General features: G+C 40.8%; 21 protein-coding genes. 8 read left to right on the top strand and 13 right to left on the bottom strand.

The features are described 5' to 3' along the window. Positions 1-336: 336 nt before the first annotated feature. A complete protein-coding gene (locus tag HMAT_RS11425; RefSeq protein WP_104382816.1) occupies positions 337-1,590 on the top strand; it encodes a putative DNA modification/repair radical SAM protein in 1,254 nt (417 codons plus the stop codon). Next, the gene (locus tag HMAT_RS11430) at positions 1,590-2,348 is read left to right on the top strand and encodes a TIGR03915 family putative DNA repair protein (RefSeq protein WP_104382817.1); all 759 of its coding nucleotides are present in this window, start codon (positions 1,590-1,592) and stop codon (positions 2,346-2,348) included. Before HMAT_RS11425 ends, HMAT_RS11430 begins: the two co-directional genes overlap by 1 nt. A 69-nt stretch (positions 2,349-2,417) precedes the next feature. Here HMAT_RS11430 and HMAT_RS27265 read toward each other — a convergent pair whose 3' ends face one another. After that, positions 2,418-2,591, bottom strand: a complete 174-nt coding sequence (locus HMAT_RS27265) for a hypothetical protein (RefSeq protein WP_199768601.1) — start codon at positions 2,589-2,591, stop codon at positions 2,418-2,420. Positions 2,592-2,798: 207 nt separating this feature from the next. Continuing rightward, on the bottom strand, positions 2,799-3,995 hold the full coding sequence (locus tag HMAT_RS11440; RefSeq protein ID WP_104382819.1) for a GTP-binding protein: 1,197 nt from the start codon (positions 3,993-3,995) through the stop codon (positions 2,799-2,801). Between the two features lie 333 nt (positions 3,996-4,328). Between HMAT_RS11440 and HMAT_RS11445 the strand changes: the two genes are divergently transcribed. Then, positions 4,329-5,219, top strand: a complete 891-nt coding sequence (locus tag HMAT_RS11445) for an AraC family transcriptional regulator (RefSeq protein WP_104382820.1) — start codon at positions 4,329-4,331, stop codon at positions 5,217-5,219. Here the strand turns inward: HMAT_RS11445 and HMAT_RS11450 are convergent. After that, positions 5,216-6,235, bottom strand: a complete 1,020-nt coding sequence (locus HMAT_RS11450; protein WP_104382821.1) for an aldo/keto reductase — start codon at positions 6,233-6,235, stop codon at positions 5,216-5,218. The two genes, HMAT_RS11445 and HMAT_RS11450, sit on opposite strands and share 4 nt — an antisense overlap. A 215-nt stretch (positions 6,236-6,450) precedes the next feature. Between HMAT_RS11450 and HMAT_RS11455 the strand changes: the two genes are divergently transcribed. The 3 genes from HMAT_RS11455 (at position 6,451) to HMAT_RS11465 (ending at position 8,905) form a co-directional block, all read left to right on the top strand. Further along, on the top strand, positions 6,451-7,047 hold the full coding sequence (locus HMAT_RS11455; protein ID WP_104382822.1) for a porin family protein: 597 nt from the start codon (positions 6,451-6,453) through the stop codon (positions 7,045-7,047). Between the two features lie 83 nt (positions 7,048-7,130). After that, the gene (locus tag HMAT_RS11460) at positions 7,131-8,171 is read left to right on the top strand and encodes a sensor histidine kinase (protein WP_104382823.1); all 1,041 of its coding nucleotides are present in this window, start codon (positions 7,131-7,133) and stop codon (positions 8,169-8,171) included. Positions 8,172-8,176: 5 nt separating this feature from the next. Beyond that, positions 8,177-8,905 (top strand): LytTR family DNA-binding domain-containing protein, encoded by a 729-nt coding sequence (locus tag HMAT_RS11465; RefSeq protein WP_199768602.1) that lies wholly within the window; start codon positions 8,177-8,179, stop codon positions 8,903-8,905. On the opposite strand, the gene HMAT_RS11470 is transcribed toward HMAT_RS11465, so the two are convergent. Continuing rightward, positions 8,902-9,813 carry a DUF6268 family outer membrane beta-barrel protein gene (locus tag HMAT_RS11470; protein WP_104382824.1) on the bottom strand — a complete coding sequence of 304 codons (912 nt, stop codon included), beginning with the start codon at positions 9,811-9,813 and terminating at the stop codon, positions 8,902-8,904. The two genes, HMAT_RS11465 and HMAT_RS11470, sit on opposite strands and share 4 nt — an antisense overlap. A gap of 294 nt (positions 9,814-10,107) precedes the next feature. On the opposite strand from HMAT_RS11470, the gene HMAT_RS11475 reads away from it, so the two are divergent. Next, entirely contained in the window at positions 10,108-10,728 is a 621-nt protein-coding gene (locus HMAT_RS11475; RefSeq protein WP_104382825.1) for a hypothetical protein, read from the top strand. Positions 10,729-10,815: 87 nt separating this feature from the next. Here HMAT_RS11475 and HMAT_RS11480 read toward each other — a convergent pair whose 3' ends face one another. From HMAT_RS11480 to HMAT_RS11515, 8 genes are all read right to left on the bottom strand, one after another. After that, complete coding sequence (locus tag HMAT_RS11480) at positions 10,816-11,085, bottom strand: hypothetical protein (RefSeq protein WP_104382826.1); 270 nt, start codon at positions 11,083-11,085, stop codon at positions 10,816-10,818. Positions 11,086-11,205: 120 nt separating this feature from the next. Further along, positions 11,206-12,552 carry a c-type cytochrome gene (locus HMAT_RS11485; RefSeq protein ID WP_199768603.1) on the bottom strand — a complete coding sequence of 449 codons (1,347 nt, stop codon included), beginning with the start codon at positions 12,550-12,552 and terminating at the stop codon, positions 11,206-11,208. Positions 12,553-12,570: 18 nt separating this feature from the next. Further along, complete coding sequence (locus HMAT_RS11490) at positions 12,571-14,037, bottom strand: cytochrome c (protein WP_104382827.1); 1,467 nt, start codon at positions 14,035-14,037, stop codon at positions 12,571-12,573. Between the two features lie 186 nt (positions 14,038-14,223). Next, positions 14,224-15,096 (bottom strand): helix-turn-helix domain-containing protein, encoded by an 873-nt coding sequence (locus HMAT_RS11495; RefSeq protein ID WP_104382828.1) that lies wholly within the window; start codon positions 15,094-15,096, stop codon positions 14,224-14,226. Positions 15,097-15,137: 41 nt separating this feature from the next. Next, positions 15,138-15,524 carry a hypothetical protein gene (locus HMAT_RS11500; protein ID WP_104382829.1) on the bottom strand — a complete coding sequence of 129 codons (387 nt, stop codon included), beginning with the start codon at positions 15,522-15,524 and terminating at the stop codon, positions 15,138-15,140. A gap of 13 nt (positions 15,525-15,537) precedes the next feature. After that, complete coding sequence (locus HMAT_RS11505) at positions 15,538-16,032, bottom strand: cytochrome c (protein ID WP_104382830.1); 495 nt, start codon at positions 16,030-16,032, stop codon at positions 15,538-15,540. Between the two features lie 268 nt (positions 16,033-16,300). Then, positions 16,301-16,678, bottom strand: a complete 378-nt coding sequence (locus tag HMAT_RS11510; protein WP_104382831.1) for a hypothetical protein — start codon at positions 16,676-16,678, stop codon at positions 16,301-16,303. A gap of 277 nt (positions 16,679-16,955) precedes the next feature. Then, positions 16,956-17,972 (bottom strand): zinc-binding alcohol dehydrogenase family protein, encoded by a 1,017-nt coding sequence (locus HMAT_RS11515; RefSeq protein ID WP_104382832.1) that lies wholly within the window; start codon positions 17,970-17,972, stop codon positions 16,956-16,958. 439 nt (positions 17,973-18,411) lie between these two features. Between HMAT_RS11515 and HMAT_RS11520 the strand changes: the two genes are divergently transcribed. Then, on the top strand, positions 18,412-19,269 hold the full coding sequence (locus HMAT_RS11520) for an AraC family transcriptional regulator (protein WP_104382833.1): 858 nt from the start codon (positions 18,412-18,414) through the stop codon (positions 19,267-19,269). A gap of 36 nt (positions 19,270-19,305) precedes the next feature. Here the strand turns inward: HMAT_RS11520 and HMAT_RS11525 are convergent, their stop codons facing one another. Further along, positions 19,306-20,172, bottom strand: a complete 867-nt coding sequence (locus tag HMAT_RS11525; RefSeq protein ID WP_104382834.1) for an SMP-30/gluconolactonase/LRE family protein — start codon at positions 20,170-20,172, stop codon at positions 19,306-19,308. Positions 20,173-20,195: the final 23 nt, after the last annotated feature.

The raw sequence follows: 20,195 nt of genomic DNA on the forward strand, positions 1-20,195 counted from the left end.
AATTTGTATTTATGAAAAGAAAATATGCATTGCAACAATTGCAGCTGGGGAAAATACTATAAGCAGAGGCTTCATTCGCCTTGCTCACCGCGTCTTTCAAAAAAAAAGCATCATCGAGCGGTTCAGCGTTAGAAGCTTTTTTGTGCTCTTACAGAAAACATCATATTAGTCAAGATTACAATAAAAAAAGTCCTTTCTTATACTCTTATAATTAGTGGATAGAAATAAGGATAGATAAAAATGATTCTCCGATCAGACTCATTTTTTTTTGCCCCGCCCTTACTTGAATTACTAATAAAAATAGTAATTTTACATCGTGTTACTAAAATATTGATCATGATTGGATTTGATGATAAGTTGAAGATCTTAGCTGACGCGGCAAAATATGACGTCAGCTGTAGCTCAAGTGGGGGAAAACGAAAAAATACCAACGGTATCGGTGATGCATCAGCGAGCGGTATCTGCCATACCTATACCGAGGATGGCCGGTGTGTCTCCTTGTTAAAGATCTTAATGACCAACTATTGTATCTACGATTGTTCATTTTGTGTCAGTAGGCGCAGCAATGACGTCCAACGAGCAGCATTTTCAGTGAAGGAAGTCGTCGATCTGACGATGAATTTCTATCGCCGTAATTATATTGAAGGCCTATTTTTAAGTTCCGGTATTTTTAAATCCGCGGATTATACGATGGAGAGGTTGATGCTCGTCGTAAAAAAGCTTCGTACCGAAGAAAGATTTAATGGTTATATCCACTTAAAAGCTATTCCAGGAGCCAGCGAGTCCCTATTGAAGCAGGCCGGCCTATATGTTGACAGGATGAGTGTCAATCTGGAGATCCCTACGGAGGAGGGCTTAAAGCTTGTTGCTCCAGAAAAAGATCATCAATCCGTCCGCGAGCCTTTGGCGATTGTCAAAAACGAAATCCTTAACGTACAACAGCATAGAAAGATTGTTAAAAAACTTCCGTTGTTTGTCCCCGCAGGCCAAAGTACACAGATGGTCATTGGGGCTACTCCAGAGACCGATCTACAGATTATGCAGACCGCTAATGAATTCTACAAAGATTATAAGCTTAAGCGCGTTTACTATTCAGGTTATATACCTATAAACGCCACGGATAGTACGCTTCCACAAATCGGCACCACACCACCCCTTGTGCGCGAAAATAGACTTTATCAAACAGACTGGTTGTTACGGTTCTACGGATTCTCCCTTCACGAAATCCTAAATACCAAACATCAACAGCTTGAACTGGATATCGACCCCAAGCTCGCTTGGGCCTTGCGAAATCCTCAGTTCTTTCCGATCGATATCAATACGGCCGATTATAGCGCAATTATTCGAATTCCCGGAATTGGCAGGCAATCCGCAAACAAAATCGTGCAGGCACGTCAATACGGAAAATTAAAGGAATACCAGTTGCGTAAGCTAGGAATTGCCTTTAACAGAGCCAAATACTTTATGATTTGCCAGGATACCGTCATCAGTGCCGGATTTCATTACCCGGAACAGATTCGGAAAACTCTTCTTGGACATCAATCTAACACCGAATCAAATAGCATTCAAAAGCAGTTAACATTATTTTGATGAATTATATTTTCGATGGGAGCTATCACGGCTATTTATGTTGTGTTTTCGAAGCATTTGAACGAAAAGAATTTGATATCAATCCCACCACTTCACAACAACTTGAAATTAATATCTTTTTGCAGAAACGGCAGATCCATACAGATAAGCTTAAAGCTTTACGTATTCTGACTGCAATGAATAAGATAATAGGGGCACAAAATGCCAAGATCTTTTACCACAATTTTCTAAGCGATAGTCCATCCGAATGGGTCAACGGCTTTCGGCTCATCGTAGAACTTTTCAAATCCGGAAACATAGATATGCATAACTATGGACGCCCGGATCTGCTGCGCATACATCAGACGGTTAAGAAAGTGAGCCGGGAGAGACACCGGATGAAGGCCTTCATACGATTTATCAAATCTGACAACGGTTTGTATACAGCTATTGTGGAACCTGATTTTAATGTCATTCCATTAGTAATTGATTTTTTTAAGAATCGCTTTACTGACCAAAAGTGGCTGATCTATGATATAAGGCGAAATTACGGGTTTTATTACGATTGCCGCCATGTAGAGGAAGTATCTATCTGTAGTGAAAATGAGGTTCAAAACCCCCACAGTTTGGAAATAGATCTGGATTCGAAGGAAAAAGAATTCCAGCATCTCTGGAAAACCTATTTTAAAAGCACTACGATTGAATCCCGGAAGAATTTAAAACTCCACTTGAAACATGTACCTAAACGATATTGGAAGTACTTGACCGAAAAACAATAGGCAGTGATCAGAACAGGGCCAGTAAATAAAATGTTCATTCATAGCCCTGATCCGATCACCCTTTTTGGATTACTTAGACCCGCCGAATAATTTGCTAATGATCCATATAATAATTGCCACGACGACTACAACCAGCAATATACCGGACCATACACCGGCCTTAAATATACCTTCAATCGCAGCACAGCTGGAAACGAGGACCAATAAACTCGACATTAAAGCAAAAGGAATTATTTTTTTCATAAGAATATATATTTTACTCATTCAACTAATCATAAGACAATAAATAATCTGAAATTGTTTCAAGAAATGAATTGCTCTTATGTATTTTATAAAGTCATGATTCCTATTATTATATTTTAGTCACTATCAATGAACAAGATAGCATCAAAAGAAAAGGCCAGATGTTTAATGACCTTGCCGATCATACATCAATATCTTAGGATCCGTCTAAAGATTTTTAGGAAATTCATCTTTCCACCAGGTAAAGCGCCAATCATCGCTTTCCTCTGCTGTCAACAGGCAGGATTCCAATTCGGCCAAATATTCCGCTCTATTCAAATGCTGACCAATAAATACCAGTTCATTTTTTCGGTCTTCCCACTCAGGGTGCCAGCGCCTCAATAAATCTTCTTTCACTTCAGCATAGATCGGATATTGGTTGCGTGTCGCCTCAGGCATGCTGCTCCACCATGCCCCAGCGCTTTCCATCCGCACACTTCCGCCTGCCTGACTAAAGCTGATCGCAATATCAGGACGAGACGCCAACCAGAGAAGGCCCTTTGCTCGTATGATATTATGTGGGTAGCGTTCATTAAGATAAGTATGTAGACGCTGCGGGTGGAAAGGTCGTTGCGAGCGGAATACAAATGAAGATATACCATATTCTTCTGTCTCCGGAATATGCTCAGTTTCAAGTTCGCGTATCCAACCGACAGAAGCCGAAGCTTCCTCAAAATCGAATGAACCAGTCCCCATGATCGCTTCCGGATTCACCTGTCCAAATTGTGTCCGGATCAACTTGGCCTTAGGATTGAGTTTACCAATAGCGGCCTCGAGGGTGCCTATTGTCTCTTCGGCGACGAGATCCACTTTATTGAGGATGATGACATTGGCAAATTCGATCTGATCAGTCAAAAGATTGACAATCGTCCTATTGTCACGATCATCGTCTGTCAATTCCCTATCCCACAAAGTCTCAGCACTGCCAAAGTCCTTCGCAAAATTCAAACAATCGACCACAGTGACCATTGTATCAATATAACTAAAGGAGGATAGATCAATATTGTTGTCAGCATCTGCGTAACTGAACGTTTGCGCTACAGGAATTGGCTCCGAAATTCCTGTACTCTCGATCAGGAGATAATCAAATCGTTCTTCCTTTGCTAAGCGTTCAACTTCGACCATAAGATCCTCCCGCAATGTACAACATATACAGCCATTACTCATTTCAACAAGCTTTTCCTCTGTCCGGGACAGTACATTTTCTCGTTCGACGGTCTGTGCGTCGATATTGACCTCACTCATATCGTTAACAATGACGGCAACTTTTTTACCGTTTTTATTGTGTAGAATATGATTCAATAAAGATGTTTTTCCAGCCCCCAAAAAGCCGCTCAAGACAGTTACTGGTAGTTTTTTACTCATGGTATTTGCTATTAAATTTTAATTTTCAGATTCATCTCACTTCTCCCCAATCCCCAGCAGCGACACTCCTCTTGCTTTAGTTTCGAACAAAATTAGGAACAATATTTAATAAATGCAACAGAGTTGCTTTATTAAAACATATCTTTTCTGCATTTTATTAATTTTACTGAACAGCTAGTTATAGCTTCTCCCCTCAAAGTAGTCGAATTAACCAAATGAAGAAATTTCATTACCGAGATTAAATAGCACATTATCGACATTTACTTATAAAATCTTATAGGTAATTCTGATCTAATTATTTATCATTGTACGGAATAACTCACCTAGATCACTATGATAAACAGGGAAAATAACAGACTAGATTTTACATTGTTAAACATTGGATATGCTGTGCACGATGCGGACTGGAATTTTAAAAATATTAAAAGCCCTTTTGCCAGGATACACTATGTCTGCGAAGGAGAGGCACAGATTATGCTACAGAATGAAGTGATTAAAATGCTTCCCGGACATCTATATTTGACACCGGCCCATGTCCATCATAGCTATGAATGTATTGGAAAATTCTCATTATATTATATCCATATTTATGAAAATCCTAATATTATGTCAAGTATTTTTGACCAATACATTTTTCCTAAAGTTATCAAGGCCAATCAACTGTTGCAGGAACTTATCATTCGTCTTCATCAGATCAATCCTGGAAGTGCTTTGTCTATTTATGACCCTCAGCGTTATGAAAACTCAACCGAATTGATGAAAAGCATTGCCTTACAGGTGACATCGCCATTTGCCCGAGAAGCCGAAAGCCACGCAATTATACAGTTATTGATGAGCCGGTTCTTAGCGGCAGCAAGCGATAAAATACCTCAGGTCGAAAAGCGCCTCACCCGTGTATTGAACTATATCGACGAGCATATTCACCAGTCCATTTCCATCGACCAACTTGCCGATCTAATTTTTCTTTCCAAAGACCATCTTATCCGGCTTTTTAAAAAACATATGAATGACACACCTTTGAGCTATATGAACCGCAAAAAAATAGAGAAAGCCCAGTTAATGATGCTGGTTGATGACAGCAGCATTCAGGAACTGAGCTTTAGGTTGGGGTTTGAAAATATATCTTACTTCAATAGACTATTCAAAAAAGTGACCGGAGAGACACCGACAAGTTACAAACGCAGCGTGGCAGCATTAACAAATGAGCCATCTACCCCTAATTAGATTATACCTGAAACGGTCAATTCATTCCAAAACTCCATTGGAATCACCCGATTCACCATGGCCACATTGTCCTTCACTTTTTCAGCTTTGCTCGTGTTCAACGCGACTGCTTTGATGCCCGCAATTCCGAAACCATAAGCAAAACAAGCTTCAGCGGGCTTAACAGCAAATTTTTCACAAATTTTCCAAAATCGCTCTCTCCACTTATACAATGTTTCACCTGCCAAGCTTTCCCTATTCACCAGCTGATAATTGTAGTATTCACTACCGACCAAAAATCCGCCATTAAATACCGCCGAATTGATTACAGCAATATTTGCGGCCGCTAATTTGGCAATAAATTCCAATAATTCAGCCGGATGATCGTGTAACGTTAAACTATTGGCGATCATCACCCAATCCAATTCAACATCCTGAACAATGCGCTGAATGACTTTCCAGTTTTTGGATCCTACCCCAACAGCGAGAACTTTGCCTTGATTTTTCAATTCATTTAGCGCACGGTAAGCCTCCAAAATATCCTGATAGCGTTTGTTCTCATCGGCTGAATCCACCGCTTTTGCCAAATATTCATCTGGATCATGTACCGAGACTAATTGTGCCGGATAATCGCCCAACAATTGATTCCCCTGATAAAAACACGATAAGATGCCGGTATAACTAATGCGCTGTTCAGCATCATAGTGAAGTCCTTTCCATACACCGGGTTCGAATGTAGGTTCTTCCGTTTCTAAAGGAATGCGATACCAGCCGAGTTTGTTGCTAACCAACACCGTTGATGGATCAACATTCAATTGCTTGAGCCCTGCACCTATGGATTCCAACGAAAGACCAGCACCGTATTTACCTGCTGTATCGAAAACGGCCAAGCCCTCGGCGTACTGAACACATGCCCGAATAATTTCTAATTTGTCTACAAAAGATATTTCTTTGTACAAGTTGCCTAAACTACTTGTACCATAAATAACTTTTGGAAGCCATGTAAAAGTCGTTTTCTCGCTCGCTTTAGATATCATGAATACTCTTTTTAAGAGACCAATTTTACGGAGAATAGTACAATATATCTTATGCGATATCGATTTAAAGTATGCACATATCGACATCATGAAAATACAGTGCCCGACGACATCATCGTCATTTCTGCTTTCGTCAACGCTAAGCCACCGTTCGTCAAAGATTTTTCCATACTGGTCCGAACATTCGTCTTTTTGTACATATCAAAACAATAAAAATGAACAGAAAAACAATTTTATCATGCGTTGTACTCTTCGCGATGATGTTAAGCAAAATGGTATTCGCACAGGAACAACCCCGCATTCAGATCGGTATCAAAGGTGGAAGCAGCTTGAACAAACTCAATACGGAACTGGCGGATCTGGACGACAAATATGCCTTGGGCCTCCATGTAGGTGGTATGGCACGTGTCAACTTCGGTAGCGCCTATATTCAGGGAGAGGCCCTATTCAGCAAACGGAAAGCAGCTCTTAAACCACAAGGACAAACCGAAACCAAACTTAAATGGAACGCCATTGATATTCCGGTGATGGTTGGCTATAAAATCATTCAACAGCAGGATATGAACTTACGTGTATTTGCTGGTGCAGTATATAATTACACCTTGAATGACAACCTATCACCACTTAAAGCTATTAAAGAAGGTGTCAAACATTTCGATAAGTCCAATGTCCAATTTACGGGCGGTCTTGGCGTCGATATCCAAAAGTTCAGCATCGATCTTCGTTACGAACGCGGATTTTCTGACCTTAGCAACTCCTTTAAATCCAAACCACAGGCATTTTCCATTGGGGTAGGTTACTTCTTATTCTAACATAACCTTTAACATGAGAACCTTTGGAGGCAATTGTATTCGCCTTCAAAGGTTTTTGTTATATATTTGACTATTTTTGTCCCATGTTTCTCAAAAAAAACTACCTCCATAGGCACCTGTTTCTCACACTCTTCTGGCTTGTCCTCTGGTTTGCCCTGTGGATACAGGTGAAGCAGGATATGGATACAGCCAGCGCACTGATCCATAGTTCATTAATTATGATCTGTTCCATCAGTATCTCGCAGTTCCTGAGTGATAGCATCTTACCCAAAGCTATTAAGACACAGAAAATGAAGCCTTTTGTTATCAAAGCTATCTTTTTCGTCCTTATTTTAGCGCTACTGATCAGTGTGGTGGATGTTTATTTTATTATGCATAGCCAGGTACTATCAGAAGATGAACGGGCCACACTTTTATTTGTTCAATGCTATAAATCTATTCCTTCCTCCTTGCTGATCAATGGTACAGCCTGCGGCATCCGGTTTTATCAGGAACATGCCAATATTCAGCAGGACCATAGCCAGTTGCAACAGAATTTTCTGGAAAGCCAACTCAAATTGTTGCAAGATCAGGTCAATCCCCATTTTATGTTCAATGTATTGAACCATATCCATATTCTGATGAAAAAAAATGTGGATATGGCCGATTATTTACTATTGAAATTTTCTGACATCCTGCGCTATCAACTCTATGAATGCAACCAGTCATTCGTACTGTTAAGCCGCGAACTGCAATATTTACAAAATTTCATCAGTATTGAACAGATGCGCTGGGGAGATGAACTGGAAGTCGACTGCACTTGGTCACAGTCAACAGAAGATCTTCATATTGTACCACTGATGCTGATTTGTTTTGTCGAAAATGCCTTCAAACATGTTGACCGGCTTCCAAATCAAAAAGGCAAAATCAGCCTCAACTGCGCTGAAAAAAATGGTCATTTCAGATTTCAAATCAGCAACAGCTATCAGGCCTATCCACAACAGGCTTCGACTAGACATTCTGGAATTGGATTGGAAAATGTCAAAAAGAGATTGGAGCTGCAATACGAAAAAAACTATTCCCTTACGATTGAAAAGTATGATAATAGCTTTTGCGTCGAGTTGACGATCGATCTTAATTGCTAAATAAAATGGAACAAACAAAGATGAGATGTATCATCGTAGACGATGAACCGTTATTACGGCAGCATATTGCCGAAATGACCGAGCAAGTTGATTTTTTGGAACTTGTGGATACTTTCCCTTCCGCCCTTGCCGCGGCATCCAGGTTACAACAGGGTGATATAGACCTTATTTTTTTGGATATTAATATGCCGTACCTCAATGGGATTGATTTTTTGGAGTCACTCGATAATCCGCCCCTATGCATTTTTATTACAGCCTATTCGGAGTATGCATTGGAAGGGTTCCGCTTACAGGCCGTAGATTATCTCCTAAAACCAATTGTTTTTCAGCGTTTTTTTCAGGCGGCAACCAAAGCCTATCAACAATTTGTGCAACGTACCAAAACGTTACAGGATTACAGTCCCAACGACACCATGCTCTTTGTCCGACAAGGCGACGCTTTTGTCAAAATCTCATGGATCGACATCCTTTATGCCGAAAGTATGCAAAATTACACCAAATTACATTTTAAAGAGCGGACACTTACGATTCATCAGACCATGTTGGCGCTGGAAGAAGCTCTGCCCACTAATCATTTCTTTCGCATTCACAAATCCTACCTGGTCAATGTCAACCATATTGATATCATCTCCGGCGGACGGGTATACATTGCTGAACAAGAATTGCCCATTTCACGTACAAAAAGAGAGGAGCTTCTCCAAAACGTCGTTTTTAAAAAGCTCCTCAGCCGTTAATAGGGCATATTCCATTTAAATCCTGCAGAGGCATAGAACGTTGGTGAGAAACGGGGATCAGCCTGTTTCTTGTCTTTGAAGATACTCTTTATGGATCTATCGTTTTCGACATACATCCGTGCGAGTGTGCTCCCCCCCGTTAGTTGTAACTTGAGGTTTTTGCCCAGGTTAAACTGGGGCTGAAGACCGGCTGTCAACAACATAAATCCTCCAAGTGTGGACTTTCCGTCCTTTTCGCGTTCGGCCGTCATCCCGTCCAGATTGACCACCGCCCTCAAATCCATAAACTTGTTAACTTGATAAGCAGCGGAAAGACCTTGGGGAAAATTCACGTTAAATTTTACTTTTCCATTTGTCTTCCAGTCGAAATACAATCCAGGTAGAACCATCGGTACCCCAAAGCTATTGCTCAGTACCGGGCCAAAACCAAAGGCTAAATTGGGTTTAAACCGTTTGATAAAAAGCGCCCCTCCCTGCCCCAGCAGATCTTTACCATCTACTTTGACCATATCGGAATAAATACCAACAGATGCAAAGGTCAGCAGAGACCAATTTTTCTTTAGCGAGGTCAAATATTGCAGTCCTATCTCAGCATTCAACATTTCTGTCGGAAAGAGTGATTGCTCATAGTTACGGTTTTCCATTTTCGCATAGGCAGCCCCCACTTTCCATGACCAACGTTTAATGTTGCCCATTGAATCAACCTTAGTCGACAAAGGGATCTCTAGATTAAACCGTATCCTTTTGAAGTCACTTTTTGAACCAGTCTTTACACTATCTTCCGGTCGGATATAGTTTGACAGCGGGACGTAATCAACAACAACCTGTCCAGATACCGCATTTTGGGCATGTGCCGTCATTGTCGCTAAGCTACTGAACAAGATAGCACATAAAATTTGTTTCTTCATGTTTTTTCAGCAAAGGAAGGTTTTGCTGCTCAGAAGCAGGAAATATTTTGACGTAGTGCTGCTCACCGTTGACCAAATGCATCGCTATTGCGATCTCGACAAAACAACAGCACTATTCTTTGGTATTTAGAAAACAAAGAGCTAGAGGCCCCACTTTATATCTCATCAAACGGTGTATGTAAAAAGAATAACATCAAAATAAAAAATTAATGCAAGTAAATAGATGTAGCATAAAGATTTGCCTCATCGTTATAAATGTTAATGAAATAATTTTATAAACCATTTTATTAAGCCATGAAGCATATTTTATTATTATTGACAGTATTTATTTTTTCCGCATGCTCAAAAGAGAAAGGATACGGCCGGTTTAACTTGAAAGAAGGGCAAGAGGTCGAACTTTTAGTCAGCCACCGTTATGGCTCTATCAATGACCAACCATTACTTTTACCACAAAATGAATCCCCAGAGCTACCATTGTCTGGCTTTGAGGATCGAGAACCGGGGTATAATTATAAAGTTAAAGCAAAGATGGTTCCTTATAAAGGTCCCGAACTAATGGACGGAGGCCCTTCAGACGTGCTTCAGTTTATTAAAATTATTAGCAAGGAAAAATATACGGATAACGAGATTTTTGAAATATCACTGATACGGGGAATAATCCCCAGCCCCGATGTAGTTATACTTCGAAAGGAAGGAAATAAGTATTTCATCAATATAGGAACCACCATCCATCTCAGCTATAGCGATGAAATCGTCGGCGAAAAATTAGAAGAAATCTGGCAAGCTATAAAACAAAATGTCAATACCGGAAATCGACCAGTATCTAAATGGAAATCCATCCGGGCGACCGTCAGTCATGATTCGAAAAATTTCGGAAAGACATACCTGGTCTCAAAAATCGAACTGGCGGAATAGCGTAACAACTTTCAAAAACGATTCGAGCAGCAGGCGAATGAGCTAAATTCTGGCCTGCTGCCGAATCTTGAGGTTATGTAAAAGATCTTAATAGAGCCCCTTAATAAACTGATAGTTTTTTTCTAGACGATCATCACTATGCCACAGCGTATTATCCTTTAGCATAAATAAGTACAGACTAGAAATATGTATGCCTTGAAAAACCACAATCAATGCTGAAAATATTCCTGTCAACACCGTCAGCCATACAAGAGGCGCTTTGTGTTGATACCATGTCCAGGCCGAGGCCATCAATAAAGTGGCCTCTAAGAGATACAAAAAAGACAGATAGCCTCTTGAAACTTTAAATTTTCTCATACTGTTTATTTTACTATTTCCAAAATCATATAAATGACCTGTCCTAACGCCACGCTTATCAGTATCATATCCAGCAACAGATCCTTATCACGGTTTAATTTATTCAAATTCATCGCCTTTTTATTTTATCGACAACACATACTTCGTTATTTCGGTCAGTTCTACCTCCGACAATTGTGGAAAGCCAGGCATTTGCGGGTAATCCACTCTTTTCTTACCCGGCGCTTTGATCCAGTCTTTCAATCCTTTTTCATTGTCGCGATAGATCGTCGTCATTTCCTGAATCGGAGGACCTACCAAGCGCTGTTTTTCCTTATGGCAGCTGGAACAATTTTGTTTAAATAACGCCGAGCCTTTCGCTAGATTCCCCAACGCGGGATCAATATCTAAGTTTTCAGCATCGCTGACCGGACTTTCCCGGGCCTTTTTACTCATCTGTTCAAACGCCTTAGTTTTTGCTGCCATCAGCTCGCGATGCTGATGCAACGCTTGTTCGCGGTAAAGTTGACGACTTCCTCCATAAACCAGAATAAAAAATAGGATACTGATCAAGACCTTCCAAAATTGTCTATCCCGTTTGAGTTCGTTATCCGCAGACAGTGCTTTCCAAGAAAACCACATCGCTACAAGGAGCATTATCCCACCGACTACCATCAACTCAATGACTTCAAAATTTATCCCCTTTGCAGGTAAACTGATCATAACAATGAGGCCAAAGATTACCTGTAAACCAAGTCCAACTGTGGTGATATAATAGCCCAGTCTTTTCAATCTGTCCCGGCTGAATGTCTCATACAACAGATGTACCTGGTATGACTTTCTACCGTTATACCAAACGATAAATATACCTGTGACCGTCAGACAAGCACCAATAAACTCCAGATACCGCGGCAGCACATTAGGCAGTGTCAATGCACTTAAAAAACCTTTAATATATCCCCACCGTTCGGGAAACAGCATCAGGTTAACATTTGTCAAGAATATCGTTGGAACAATTAAAAAAATCATCACAGCCAATGCAATGATACTGATGTGCAAATACTTGTAGCTGGCCATTGCTCTCCAAGTATATTTGTGTAAATAGGTCAGCAAAAAAGCAACGGTTACCAACGGGATAATCATAAACCAGGCCAGCCCCGTTAGCGCATTGGCCGAATAAAAATAGATGGTATAAAGTGTATTGATACTCAGTAAAGGGGCAACCCCAAGTACGACTGCCATACTCTTATTGACCGTCACCGTCTTCGCTATTTCATAAGCAAACAAATCGTAGTCACGATTTTTCAATCCTTTAATTTCTGCCCAAAGAGTAATGATGCTCCCTCCAACCATTAATTTGACGAATATGATATGAAGCAAAAATGAGCCGATCAATAAAGTGACCAATAGCCATTCGGGTAAAGGAAGGTCCAAAGGTAGATCCCTGGGAACGGGTGTAGTAGACACCTGTAGTAAATTCACTTGCATTTTTAAAAGTTCTTTTTTTTATTTTTTTGAAACTAATACTGAATCTCCGTACGCTTTTACTGCTTGCTCCATATTCTGTAACGGATTGACCTTAATACCTTCGACCTGCGCACCCTGCAGGGATTCTCTAGTCCCTTGCAATTGTTTGATGTAAGCAACAATTGCTTCAAGTTCTTTTTTATTTCCGGGAAATGGGGGCATAAACGTACGTCCCTGGTGCATATTGGGGATATAGGCCGACATGGATTCCTCATCCAGCGGCTTGCCCCGTCCATACATTTTTTCAAAAACATCAACGATGGAATTGATGCCATTACTGGTGTGACAACGGCTACAGGTAAGCATGAAAACATTTTTACCAGCCTCGATTTTGTTTTCCGGCGTTATTTCCTGGACTGAAGTATAGGTGGCATGTTTTAAAATTCCATCCTTTTTATACAGCGCATAGTCTTCTTCCCGCAACAAATTCGAATACATATACCCACCGATGACATAAGGTTTTCGGACAAACTCGCGTACCCGTTCGAAAATCCCCAGAAAACCAAAGATCAATAAACAAGGGACGATCACCAACGTAACGTTTACTTTTTGAGGTTTCCAAATTGCCCAGATCGCAAGCAGAACAGAAAGTATCGTAGCTCCCACAATAAAATACTTGAGTATATCATAATATTCAGCAAAGTCCATCGATCCCACTGCTGTGCTCATATTAGCTTTCATGGCCTCAGGCATTGCATTCCAGTAATAGAGTGCTCCTGCAAGTGCAATCGGTGTCCAGCTCAAGATCCATTTGCCGCCCAGTCTGACCACCTGAATGCGGAGCGTTGATCTTTTTTTTGTAAATAATGTCGTCAGCAACATACCGAATACACCGCCCATCAGCATGGCGACCGGAGTTCTAAAAAATAGCTGTGGAATATAAATTGGATTCGTAAAACCGTTGAAAAGACTCTTATGCGTATTCCAATTTCCCGGATCCATCATAAAACTCAGTATGGAAACGATAATAACCATGGTAATCCAGGAAGCAATACTCAAAAATGCGCCAAATCGGATATGTTTCAACTTGGAGCGGAGCGATTTATTGGCGCTTTCCCAGCTCAGGTAGTAAATAGAAATCAGAACTACTTCGGTGACGAAAACGATCCATTCGGTAAACCAAGCCCAATAAAATACCCGAATTAAACTTCCTATCGAGCTAGGGCTGACGAGTGCAACCGTAAACCATATCCCCACACCGGTCATAGCGCCAATGGTCGTCGTAATGATAAAACCGACTTTCATTTTATTATGGATAAGCCTATCCCACTCCCAATCTGCGATCTGTTCCCTGCCAGCACGCTGTACCCCTTTAAACTCAAGCCAAGTAATGTAAGGGATAAAACCTACCGCAAGGCCATGATTGATCATTACATGTATAATCGCCACCGCAGCGATTAAAAATCGGTCATTCAACCAATCTAAATGAAACATTGGAAAATCCATCGCTATTCTTTTTTTCAAAGATCCAGCTATATCCTCTCAAAAAGCAGAAATAACAGTTCCGATACCTTCTATTTCTATCCGATCTCATTCGATAAAGGGTCAACATACTTCCATTTTCGTAACTCTCGCCCATTAGACAGCCAAAGCGTCTTTTTCATCAGATGAAAAAGACGCTTTGGCTGTCGTTTATGTCTCCTGGTTTTTTCTAAACTCCTCTGGGCTGCGCCCCTTCTTAGCTTTAAAAAATGTGATGAAATAAGGCACATTTTCAAACCCCAGTTCAAAGGCAATTTCCTTTACCGTTTTGAAGGTATGGTACAATAGGCGCTCCGCCTCCAATACGATCCTATCTCTGATCAGTGCACCACAGCTAATAGCTCTCTTTTCACGACAAATTCGGTTCAGATAATTCACTGAAATATTCAGTCGTTCAGCATAGAAAGACGGAAATCGTTTATGCTTATAATTTTCATCAACCAAGGTCTCAAATGCAACTATTCTTTCCTCCTTTTCATCCATCTGCACAAAGCCGAAATTTTTAGTGATTTGCCGACCCAGCATCTGAAGTAAAATATTCAGATAATTGCGTAGCACTTCTCTTGAACCCAATTTTGCTATATCATATTCCACCTGCATCAATTCCATCAAATGAATACAACGTTCAATTTCATCACTTGTCAATACAAAGCCATGCATCTGGTTACATTTTAAAAAGTTAAAATAATGTATCACTTCCGTATTGTACCGTTGCATAAAAAATGCTTCTGTAAATAGAATAATACATCCTTCAACAGGTACATGATGCTGGAAACTACAGACGCAATTGCAACTTATGCTGACGATATCATGTCTGCCCATGGCATACATTCTTTTATCTGCTACCATCATCAGGTTGCCGCTCGTTATCAACAGCAAGCTGTAGAACGAGCGTGCATGCAATGTGTTCTGGTTTCCCTTGACCTGTAAATACTCGGCTATGGGCATAATAACAATCCCGTTGGAAGCCGAATCAATATCTTCTAGTCTTAAAAAATCTAGTTTTTCTTTTCGTATTACCATTGTCTTAGTCTTTTCTTTAATAAAAAATTCAAGGGGAATGGTTATACGATAGGGGGTTTAAAAATCCGCATAAAAATACCTTGAGACAATTGATGACCTCTGGATTGCGGATAACATATTTTTAAAATAAAGCTAAACGGACACTCCGAGCTTACGGCATCGTCAAGTCGTGCGAATAACAGTATCTCGGCACTTTTCACCTTGACGAGCACATCGCTGACATCCTTCTGTTCGAGTGTTTTTTCGCTAATGTAGCAGAAACCTTTACAGGTCGCGGCAGGACCATAGCGATTGATACATAGGTTTTGTTCGATATAATCACGATTGCATTCAAAGCCAATAAATACCCACAACAGATTTGTTGCCTGCAGGCAAATTGCCCAGGCCATCAGTACACTGAATAGTGCTTTCAATTTGTAGGATTTCATTCGCTTCAATCTATCACTTTGTCACACTATTCCGCTCACGGAGGTATTCCAAAATTGCCCGCGCTTCTTCCTGCTGCAAGCCCAGACTTATCATTGGAGACGCAAACTCCTTACTCAGTGCCTTAGCATCCGGATCTTTGTCAAGCATGGTCGCGGGATCGAGCATCATATTCATGATCCATTCCGGTGTACGGCGTTTGACCACTCCGTCAAGCGATGGACCTACCAGTGTCCGGTCAAAACCGTGGCACATTGCACATTTTGAGACGAATAGTTCCACCCCTTTGTTTGCAAGCTGCGCATCGAAGGGTTTGTGTGTAAAAGATGTAATAGCGCCTACCCCTTTGGATCCTTCCGTTTTATAATCCAACATTTCATCAGTCGATTTAATCTTTGTCGGTGTTGCAGCAGGACTAGTTGAGTCCGTCTTTCTGCCGCCATTGCCTCCACAGGCGATGAGGACAATAAACACAAGACAAGTAAGGACAATATTCATTATAGCTTTCATTTCGCTCTCTTTTTTATTTTTGTTTAAAACAGTAAATCAGTTTTCCAACCCATATTGCTGCCGTTGATCAGACGATTCGATATCGTCCTCCAGCTTACTGATCTGATGCAGATAACTGATCTGGCAATCGGATCCCGAACATATACCGGGAAGTATTAAATGGCGCGGAAAATTATGCAAAGTCATCCCTGTAGGGAAAAAGACACACGGATTGCCTCATTAGTATAAAAAGGCAATCGATTTATCCCGTAAGTTCTTTAAAAAGACATTAAACGAGCGGTGGGTGAAAAATAGAAAAGATGGGGCTGTAAGCATATTCTTCGTTTACTTCCGGAAAAGTGCGTGTTGCGGCAGCTTCGTCATAAACCGAAGTTTCGAAGATAAAATTCAGGGGATTGTTGATAAAGACAACATCGATAATGCGTGTTTCAAGATTTTTTTGCTCCTTTTCTTCGTGCTCACGCATCTTTTTCATCAGTATGCATTGCCCTCTACAGGAAAGGGCTTGTTCGTTGAAGCGGTTGACACATTCATACTTGGCAATATAATCCCTATTGATCTGAAAAACAGTCCATATCCACACTGTGGAGAAGCTCTGGAGGAGCATCAAAGGCAGTAAGATCCATATGAATTGTTTCGCTTTCATGAGTTGACAATGTAGCAAATATAATAATTGTTGCCATTCGAGCTGCAATTATTTTAGCATTCACCCTAAAGGATTGATTTAGGGCTATCCATGTATTCACAAGCGACGATCAGGTATATTACTATACCTGATCGTTTTACTTCTTAAGGTTTCAAGGAATCCAGCTCAGCTATGGCCAATGAGCGGCCATTTCCGGCAATCACTGTCGATTCAATTTTTACGAAACGTGCTTTTTTAATATTTTTTAATCTAAATTTACGTGTCGTAGGGTCATTGATCAGAATTCGACCAATATCCGAAACACACTTCCGGGATCTTTCACCCAAGCGTTAAGAGCAGCATGTGCCCCATCAGGAGTGCAGACAGCTGTAATCAGTTGTTCCACTGGGCAGGTTCCCAATTTTAAATAATCCATCACCGCTTCAAAGTCTTTTGGCAATGCATTTCTTGAGCCCATGATATTCAGTTCCTTTTTCACAAAAAACTGTGTATCAAAAGGAATAAGCTCCTTTGCATAGCCGATGAAGACTACTCTTCCAGTAAACGTCACCGCATTAATTGCCGCCAGATAAGTTTCCTGTCTACCGACCGCCTCAATGACGACATCTGCACCCAAGAAGTTGGTCAGCTCATCCAGTCGCTGTTGTAGATCTTCTGTAGCTGTATTGATGCTGAATTTTGCGCCAAGACGTTTGGCCAGAGCAAGCTTACTTTCGCTTACATCTGCGGCGATCACCGAAGCTCCACGTCTAACGGCCCGAATTATTGCCCCGATTCCGATCATGCCACATCCCAATACCAATACGACGTCATTGTCGGTTACCGATGCCCTATCTACGGCATGAAAGCCCACACTCATCGGTTCGACAAGCGCCAGTTCCTTTGCTGACAGGCCATCTCCCGGAATTACCTTTTCATATGGTACTGCTATATAAGCTGCCATGGCACCATGACGTTGTACACCCATGGTTTCATTGTATTGACAGGCATTGGGCTTATTATTTTTACATGCGGCGCAACGTCCACAATTAGAATATGGGTTTACGGTGACCCGCATACCGATTTGAATTTCAGGTGATACATCCGCCCCTATTTCGACCACCGTCCCCGCAATTTCGTGGCCGGGAATAATGGGCAATTTGACGAGCGGGTTCAGTCCCCGAAACGTGTTAAGGTCAGATCCACAAAACCCCACATAATCTATTTTGAGCAACACATGTCCCACCTGCAAATCAGGTAGTGGCAGCTCCACGGTTTGTACAAGACCTTCTTTTATAATTTCTATCGCTTTCATTCCCTTGATGGATATTTTTGTTCTTTAAGTCGAATATTTATTGAATCATGCCTTTTTTAGGTTCTCCCCACCTTGCAACGACACAAGCGCGGCAACCAAAAAGTACGTCAATGCCTTCTTTTTCTATTGGTTCGTTCTATCTAACTAACAAAATTAGATGTAATCTCTTCGAATAAAAACCACTTTATCGACCAAAACTTTCACAAAATCGACAATATTAATAAAACTGTAACAGCTTAATGAGAACTTAAAAGACGACTCAATTTCCTATATAGACTCAGCTTTATAGTGAAGAATAATTTTTTACATGATTTTAAGCATTTATTACATGGCCCGTTGGATTTATATCACGTCTTTTGATTAACGTGACAAATCATTAATCAATTCATAAGTTTGGAGTCTACATTGCCAGACTCTCCATTAAAATATCTTGGAATCCATGAGGCCAGTTTATGCTAAAGCGTTTGAAAATTACAAAAATCGTATTTTTGAAATCCGAAAAGAGAATCAATTTTCCGGAGCATATCATTTTCATAGCGAATGCCAATTGACCCATATCATTGAAGGCAATGGCGGCAGGTACATAGGCAATCAATTCAATGATTTTGAAGCTGACGAGTTAACATTTATTGGACCAGGCCTTCCTCACGTTTGGTATCATGAAAAAAAAATGGGTATCAACAGCCCAGCCCCTGAGTCTTTAACCCTATTTTTTCACCCCGATGCAATCAGCTCCGTGTGTTCGTCATTATTCGACATTACAGATCTAAGTGCATTCTTGGCCAGATCTAAGCAAGGCATGTTATTTTATGGCGCCACAAAAAGTAAACTGAAAAAGTTGCTCCGAAAAATGCTCGGTGCATCCGACATTCAAAAAACAGCCTGTTTATTTGAGTCCTTAGCAATTCTTCTTGATACAGATGAGTATACGTTACTATCCAGTGAGCCCTATCTTATTAGTCCTTCAAAGAAGGATGGTGAGGCTATTGATAATGTTTACAATTATGTTTTGAAAAACTTCGAAAATAACATTTCTTTAGAAGAAGCAGCCAGGTTAGCCAATTTGACAAAACCCGCATTCTGTCGATTTTTTAAAGCACGTACAAAAAAAACCTTTTCACAGTTTGTAAATGAAGTCCGTATACAGGAAGCCTGCAGGCTTTTGGGCCAAGACGAAAACCAGATCACCCATATTGCTTATGCCTGTGGATTCAATTCTTTACCCAACTTCAATAAATTTTTTAAATCCATCAAAGGTACTACGCCATCCAACTATAAAAGTAGATTATTCGTATAAAAAAGAGGGGCGCTAAACTCAGATTATAATCTTCTTCTACTCGCATCCGAGATTCTTAAACTGGAAAATCTTCCCACTATCAGGATATGCCTCCAGTTCCGCCGCCCCCAAGCCCTCTTGAGCCGTACTGATAAACAGGTCCATTCCTGTAGGTCCTCCAAAACAACAAGAAGTCACATTGGGCGCATTTACAGTCACTTTATCCAATAGCTCTCCAGTCTTGACATGCCACTTATAAACACCGAAACCACCCCAATGTGCCACCCATAAATGACCATCCGGCCCCATGCACATCCCGTCAGGCATGCCAAGTTCACCTGGTACACGTACCAAGGTATCGTATCCTTCCATGAGATCGCCTCCTTTATCTAGGGCATAACGACGGATTTCCCGCGTATAAGTATCTATAAAATAAAAATGGAGCGAGTCTGTGGACCATACAATTCCATTGGGGATAGTCACCGCAGCAATAAGCGTCTTCAAAACACCTTCACGGAGGCGCATCAGCTTTCCCTGATCCGGTAAAGCTTTCATATGCATTGTTCCGATCCAGAAATTCCCCTCCGGATCCATTCCTCCATCATTGGTCCGAATTTGCCCATTTTCAGTGTCTAGCTGTATCAAGATAGAGAGGTGATGATTTTCCTTTGTCCAAATTGCCAGTCCTTCCTGCATGGCAATAAGAAATTTGCCCGGGTCATCTTTCAGAGGAACAATCTTACTGACATATCCCGGTAGCTCCCAGAACGCAGATTCCTTGCTTTCCAAATGATAGGAATAAATGCGTTTTTGTAGGATATCCACCCAATACAAACATTGGTCATGTTTATTCCACAAAATGCCCTCACCGAGAACACATTTCCTATTTATCAATATCTGCGCTGTTTTTAAATTACTTTCCATAATGGTTGTGATTCAAGCTTCCT

The sequence above is a fragment of the Sphingobacterium sp. HMA12 genome (assembly GCF_002933815.1).
GTDB lineage: Bacteria > Bacteroidota > Bacteroidia > Sphingobacteriales > Sphingobacteriaceae > Sphingobacterium.

What these genes read in the sequence shown, in the direction of transcription:
- HMAT_RS11425 (WP_104382816.1), top strand. Translation starts at nt 337, where the DNA reads ATGATTGGATTTGATGATAAGTTGAAGATCTTAGCTGACGCGGCAAAA.
- HMAT_RS11430 (WP_104382817.1), top strand. Translation starts at nt 1,590, where the DNA reads ATGAATTATATTTTCGATGGGAGCTATCACGGCTATTTATGTTGTGTT.
- HMAT_RS27265 (WP_199768601.1), bottom strand. Translation starts at nt 2,591, where the DNA reads ATGAAAAAAATAATTCCTTTTGCTTTAATGTCGAGTTTATTGGTCCTC.
- HMAT_RS11440 (WP_104382819.1), bottom strand. Translation starts at nt 3,995, where the DNA reads ATGAGTAAAAAACTACCAGTAACTGTCTTGAGCGGCTTTTTGGGGGCT.
- HMAT_RS11445 (WP_104382820.1), top strand. Translation starts at nt 4,329, where the DNA reads ATGATAAACAGGGAAAATAACAGACTAGATTTTACATTGTTAAACATT.
- HMAT_RS11450 (WP_104382821.1), bottom strand. Translation starts at nt 6,235, where the DNA reads ATGATATCTAAAGCGAGCGAGAAAACGACTTTTACATGGCTTCCAAAA.
- HMAT_RS11455 (WP_104382822.1), top strand. Translation starts at nt 6,451, where the DNA reads ATGAACAGAAAAACAATTTTATCATGCGTTGTACTCTTCGCGATGATG.
- HMAT_RS11460 (WP_104382823.1), top strand. Translation starts at nt 7,131, where the DNA reads ATGTTTCTCAAAAAAAACTACCTCCATAGGCACCTGTTTCTCACACTC.
- HMAT_RS11465 (WP_199768602.1), top strand. Translation starts at nt 8,177, where the DNA reads ATGGAACAAACAAAGATGAGATGTATCATCGTAGACGATGAACCGTTA.
- HMAT_RS11470 (WP_104382824.1), bottom strand. Translation starts at nt 9,813, where the DNA reads ATGAAGAAACAAATTTTATGTGCTATCTTGTTCAGTAGCTTAGCGACA.
- HMAT_RS11475 (WP_104382825.1), top strand. Translation starts at nt 10,108, where the DNA reads ATGAAGCATATTTTATTATTATTGACAGTATTTATTTTTTCCGCATGC.
- HMAT_RS11480 (WP_104382826.1), bottom strand. Translation starts at nt 11,085, where the DNA reads ATGAGAAAATTTAAAGTTTCAAGAGGCTATCTGTCTTTTTTGTATCTC.
- HMAT_RS11485 (WP_199768603.1), bottom strand. Translation starts at nt 12,552, where the DNA reads ATGCAAGTGAATTTACTACAGGTGTCTACTACACCCGTTCCCAGGGAT.
- HMAT_RS11490 (WP_104382827.1), bottom strand. Translation starts at nt 14,037, where the DNA reads ATGGATTTTCCAATGTTTCATTTAGATTGGTTGAATGACCGATTTTTA.
- HMAT_RS11495 (WP_104382828.1), bottom strand. Translation starts at nt 15,096, where the DNA reads ATGGTAATACGAAAAGAAAAACTAGATTTTTTAAGACTAGAAGATATT.
- HMAT_RS11500 (WP_104382829.1), bottom strand. Translation starts at nt 15,524, where the DNA reads ATGAAATCCTACAAATTGAAAGCACTATTCAGTGTACTGATGGCCTGG.
- HMAT_RS11505 (WP_104382830.1), bottom strand. Translation starts at nt 16,032, where the DNA reads ATGAAAGCTATAATGAATATTGTCCTTACTTGTCTTGTGTTTATTGTC.
- HMAT_RS11510 (WP_104382831.1), bottom strand. Translation starts at nt 16,678, where the DNA reads ATGAAAGCGAAACAATTCATATGGATCTTACTGCCTTTGATGCTCCTC.
- HMAT_RS11515 (WP_104382832.1), bottom strand. Translation starts at nt 17,972, where the DNA reads ATGAAAGCGATAGAAATTATAAAAGAAGGTCTTGTACAAACCGTGGAG.
- HMAT_RS11520 (WP_104382833.1), top strand. Translation starts at nt 18,412, where the DNA reads ATGAGGCCAGTTTATGCTAAAGCGTTTGAAAATTACAAAAATCGTATT.
- HMAT_RS11525 (WP_104382834.1), bottom strand. Translation starts at nt 20,172, where the DNA reads ATGGAAAGTAATTTAAAAACAGCGCAGATATTGATAAATAGGAAATGT.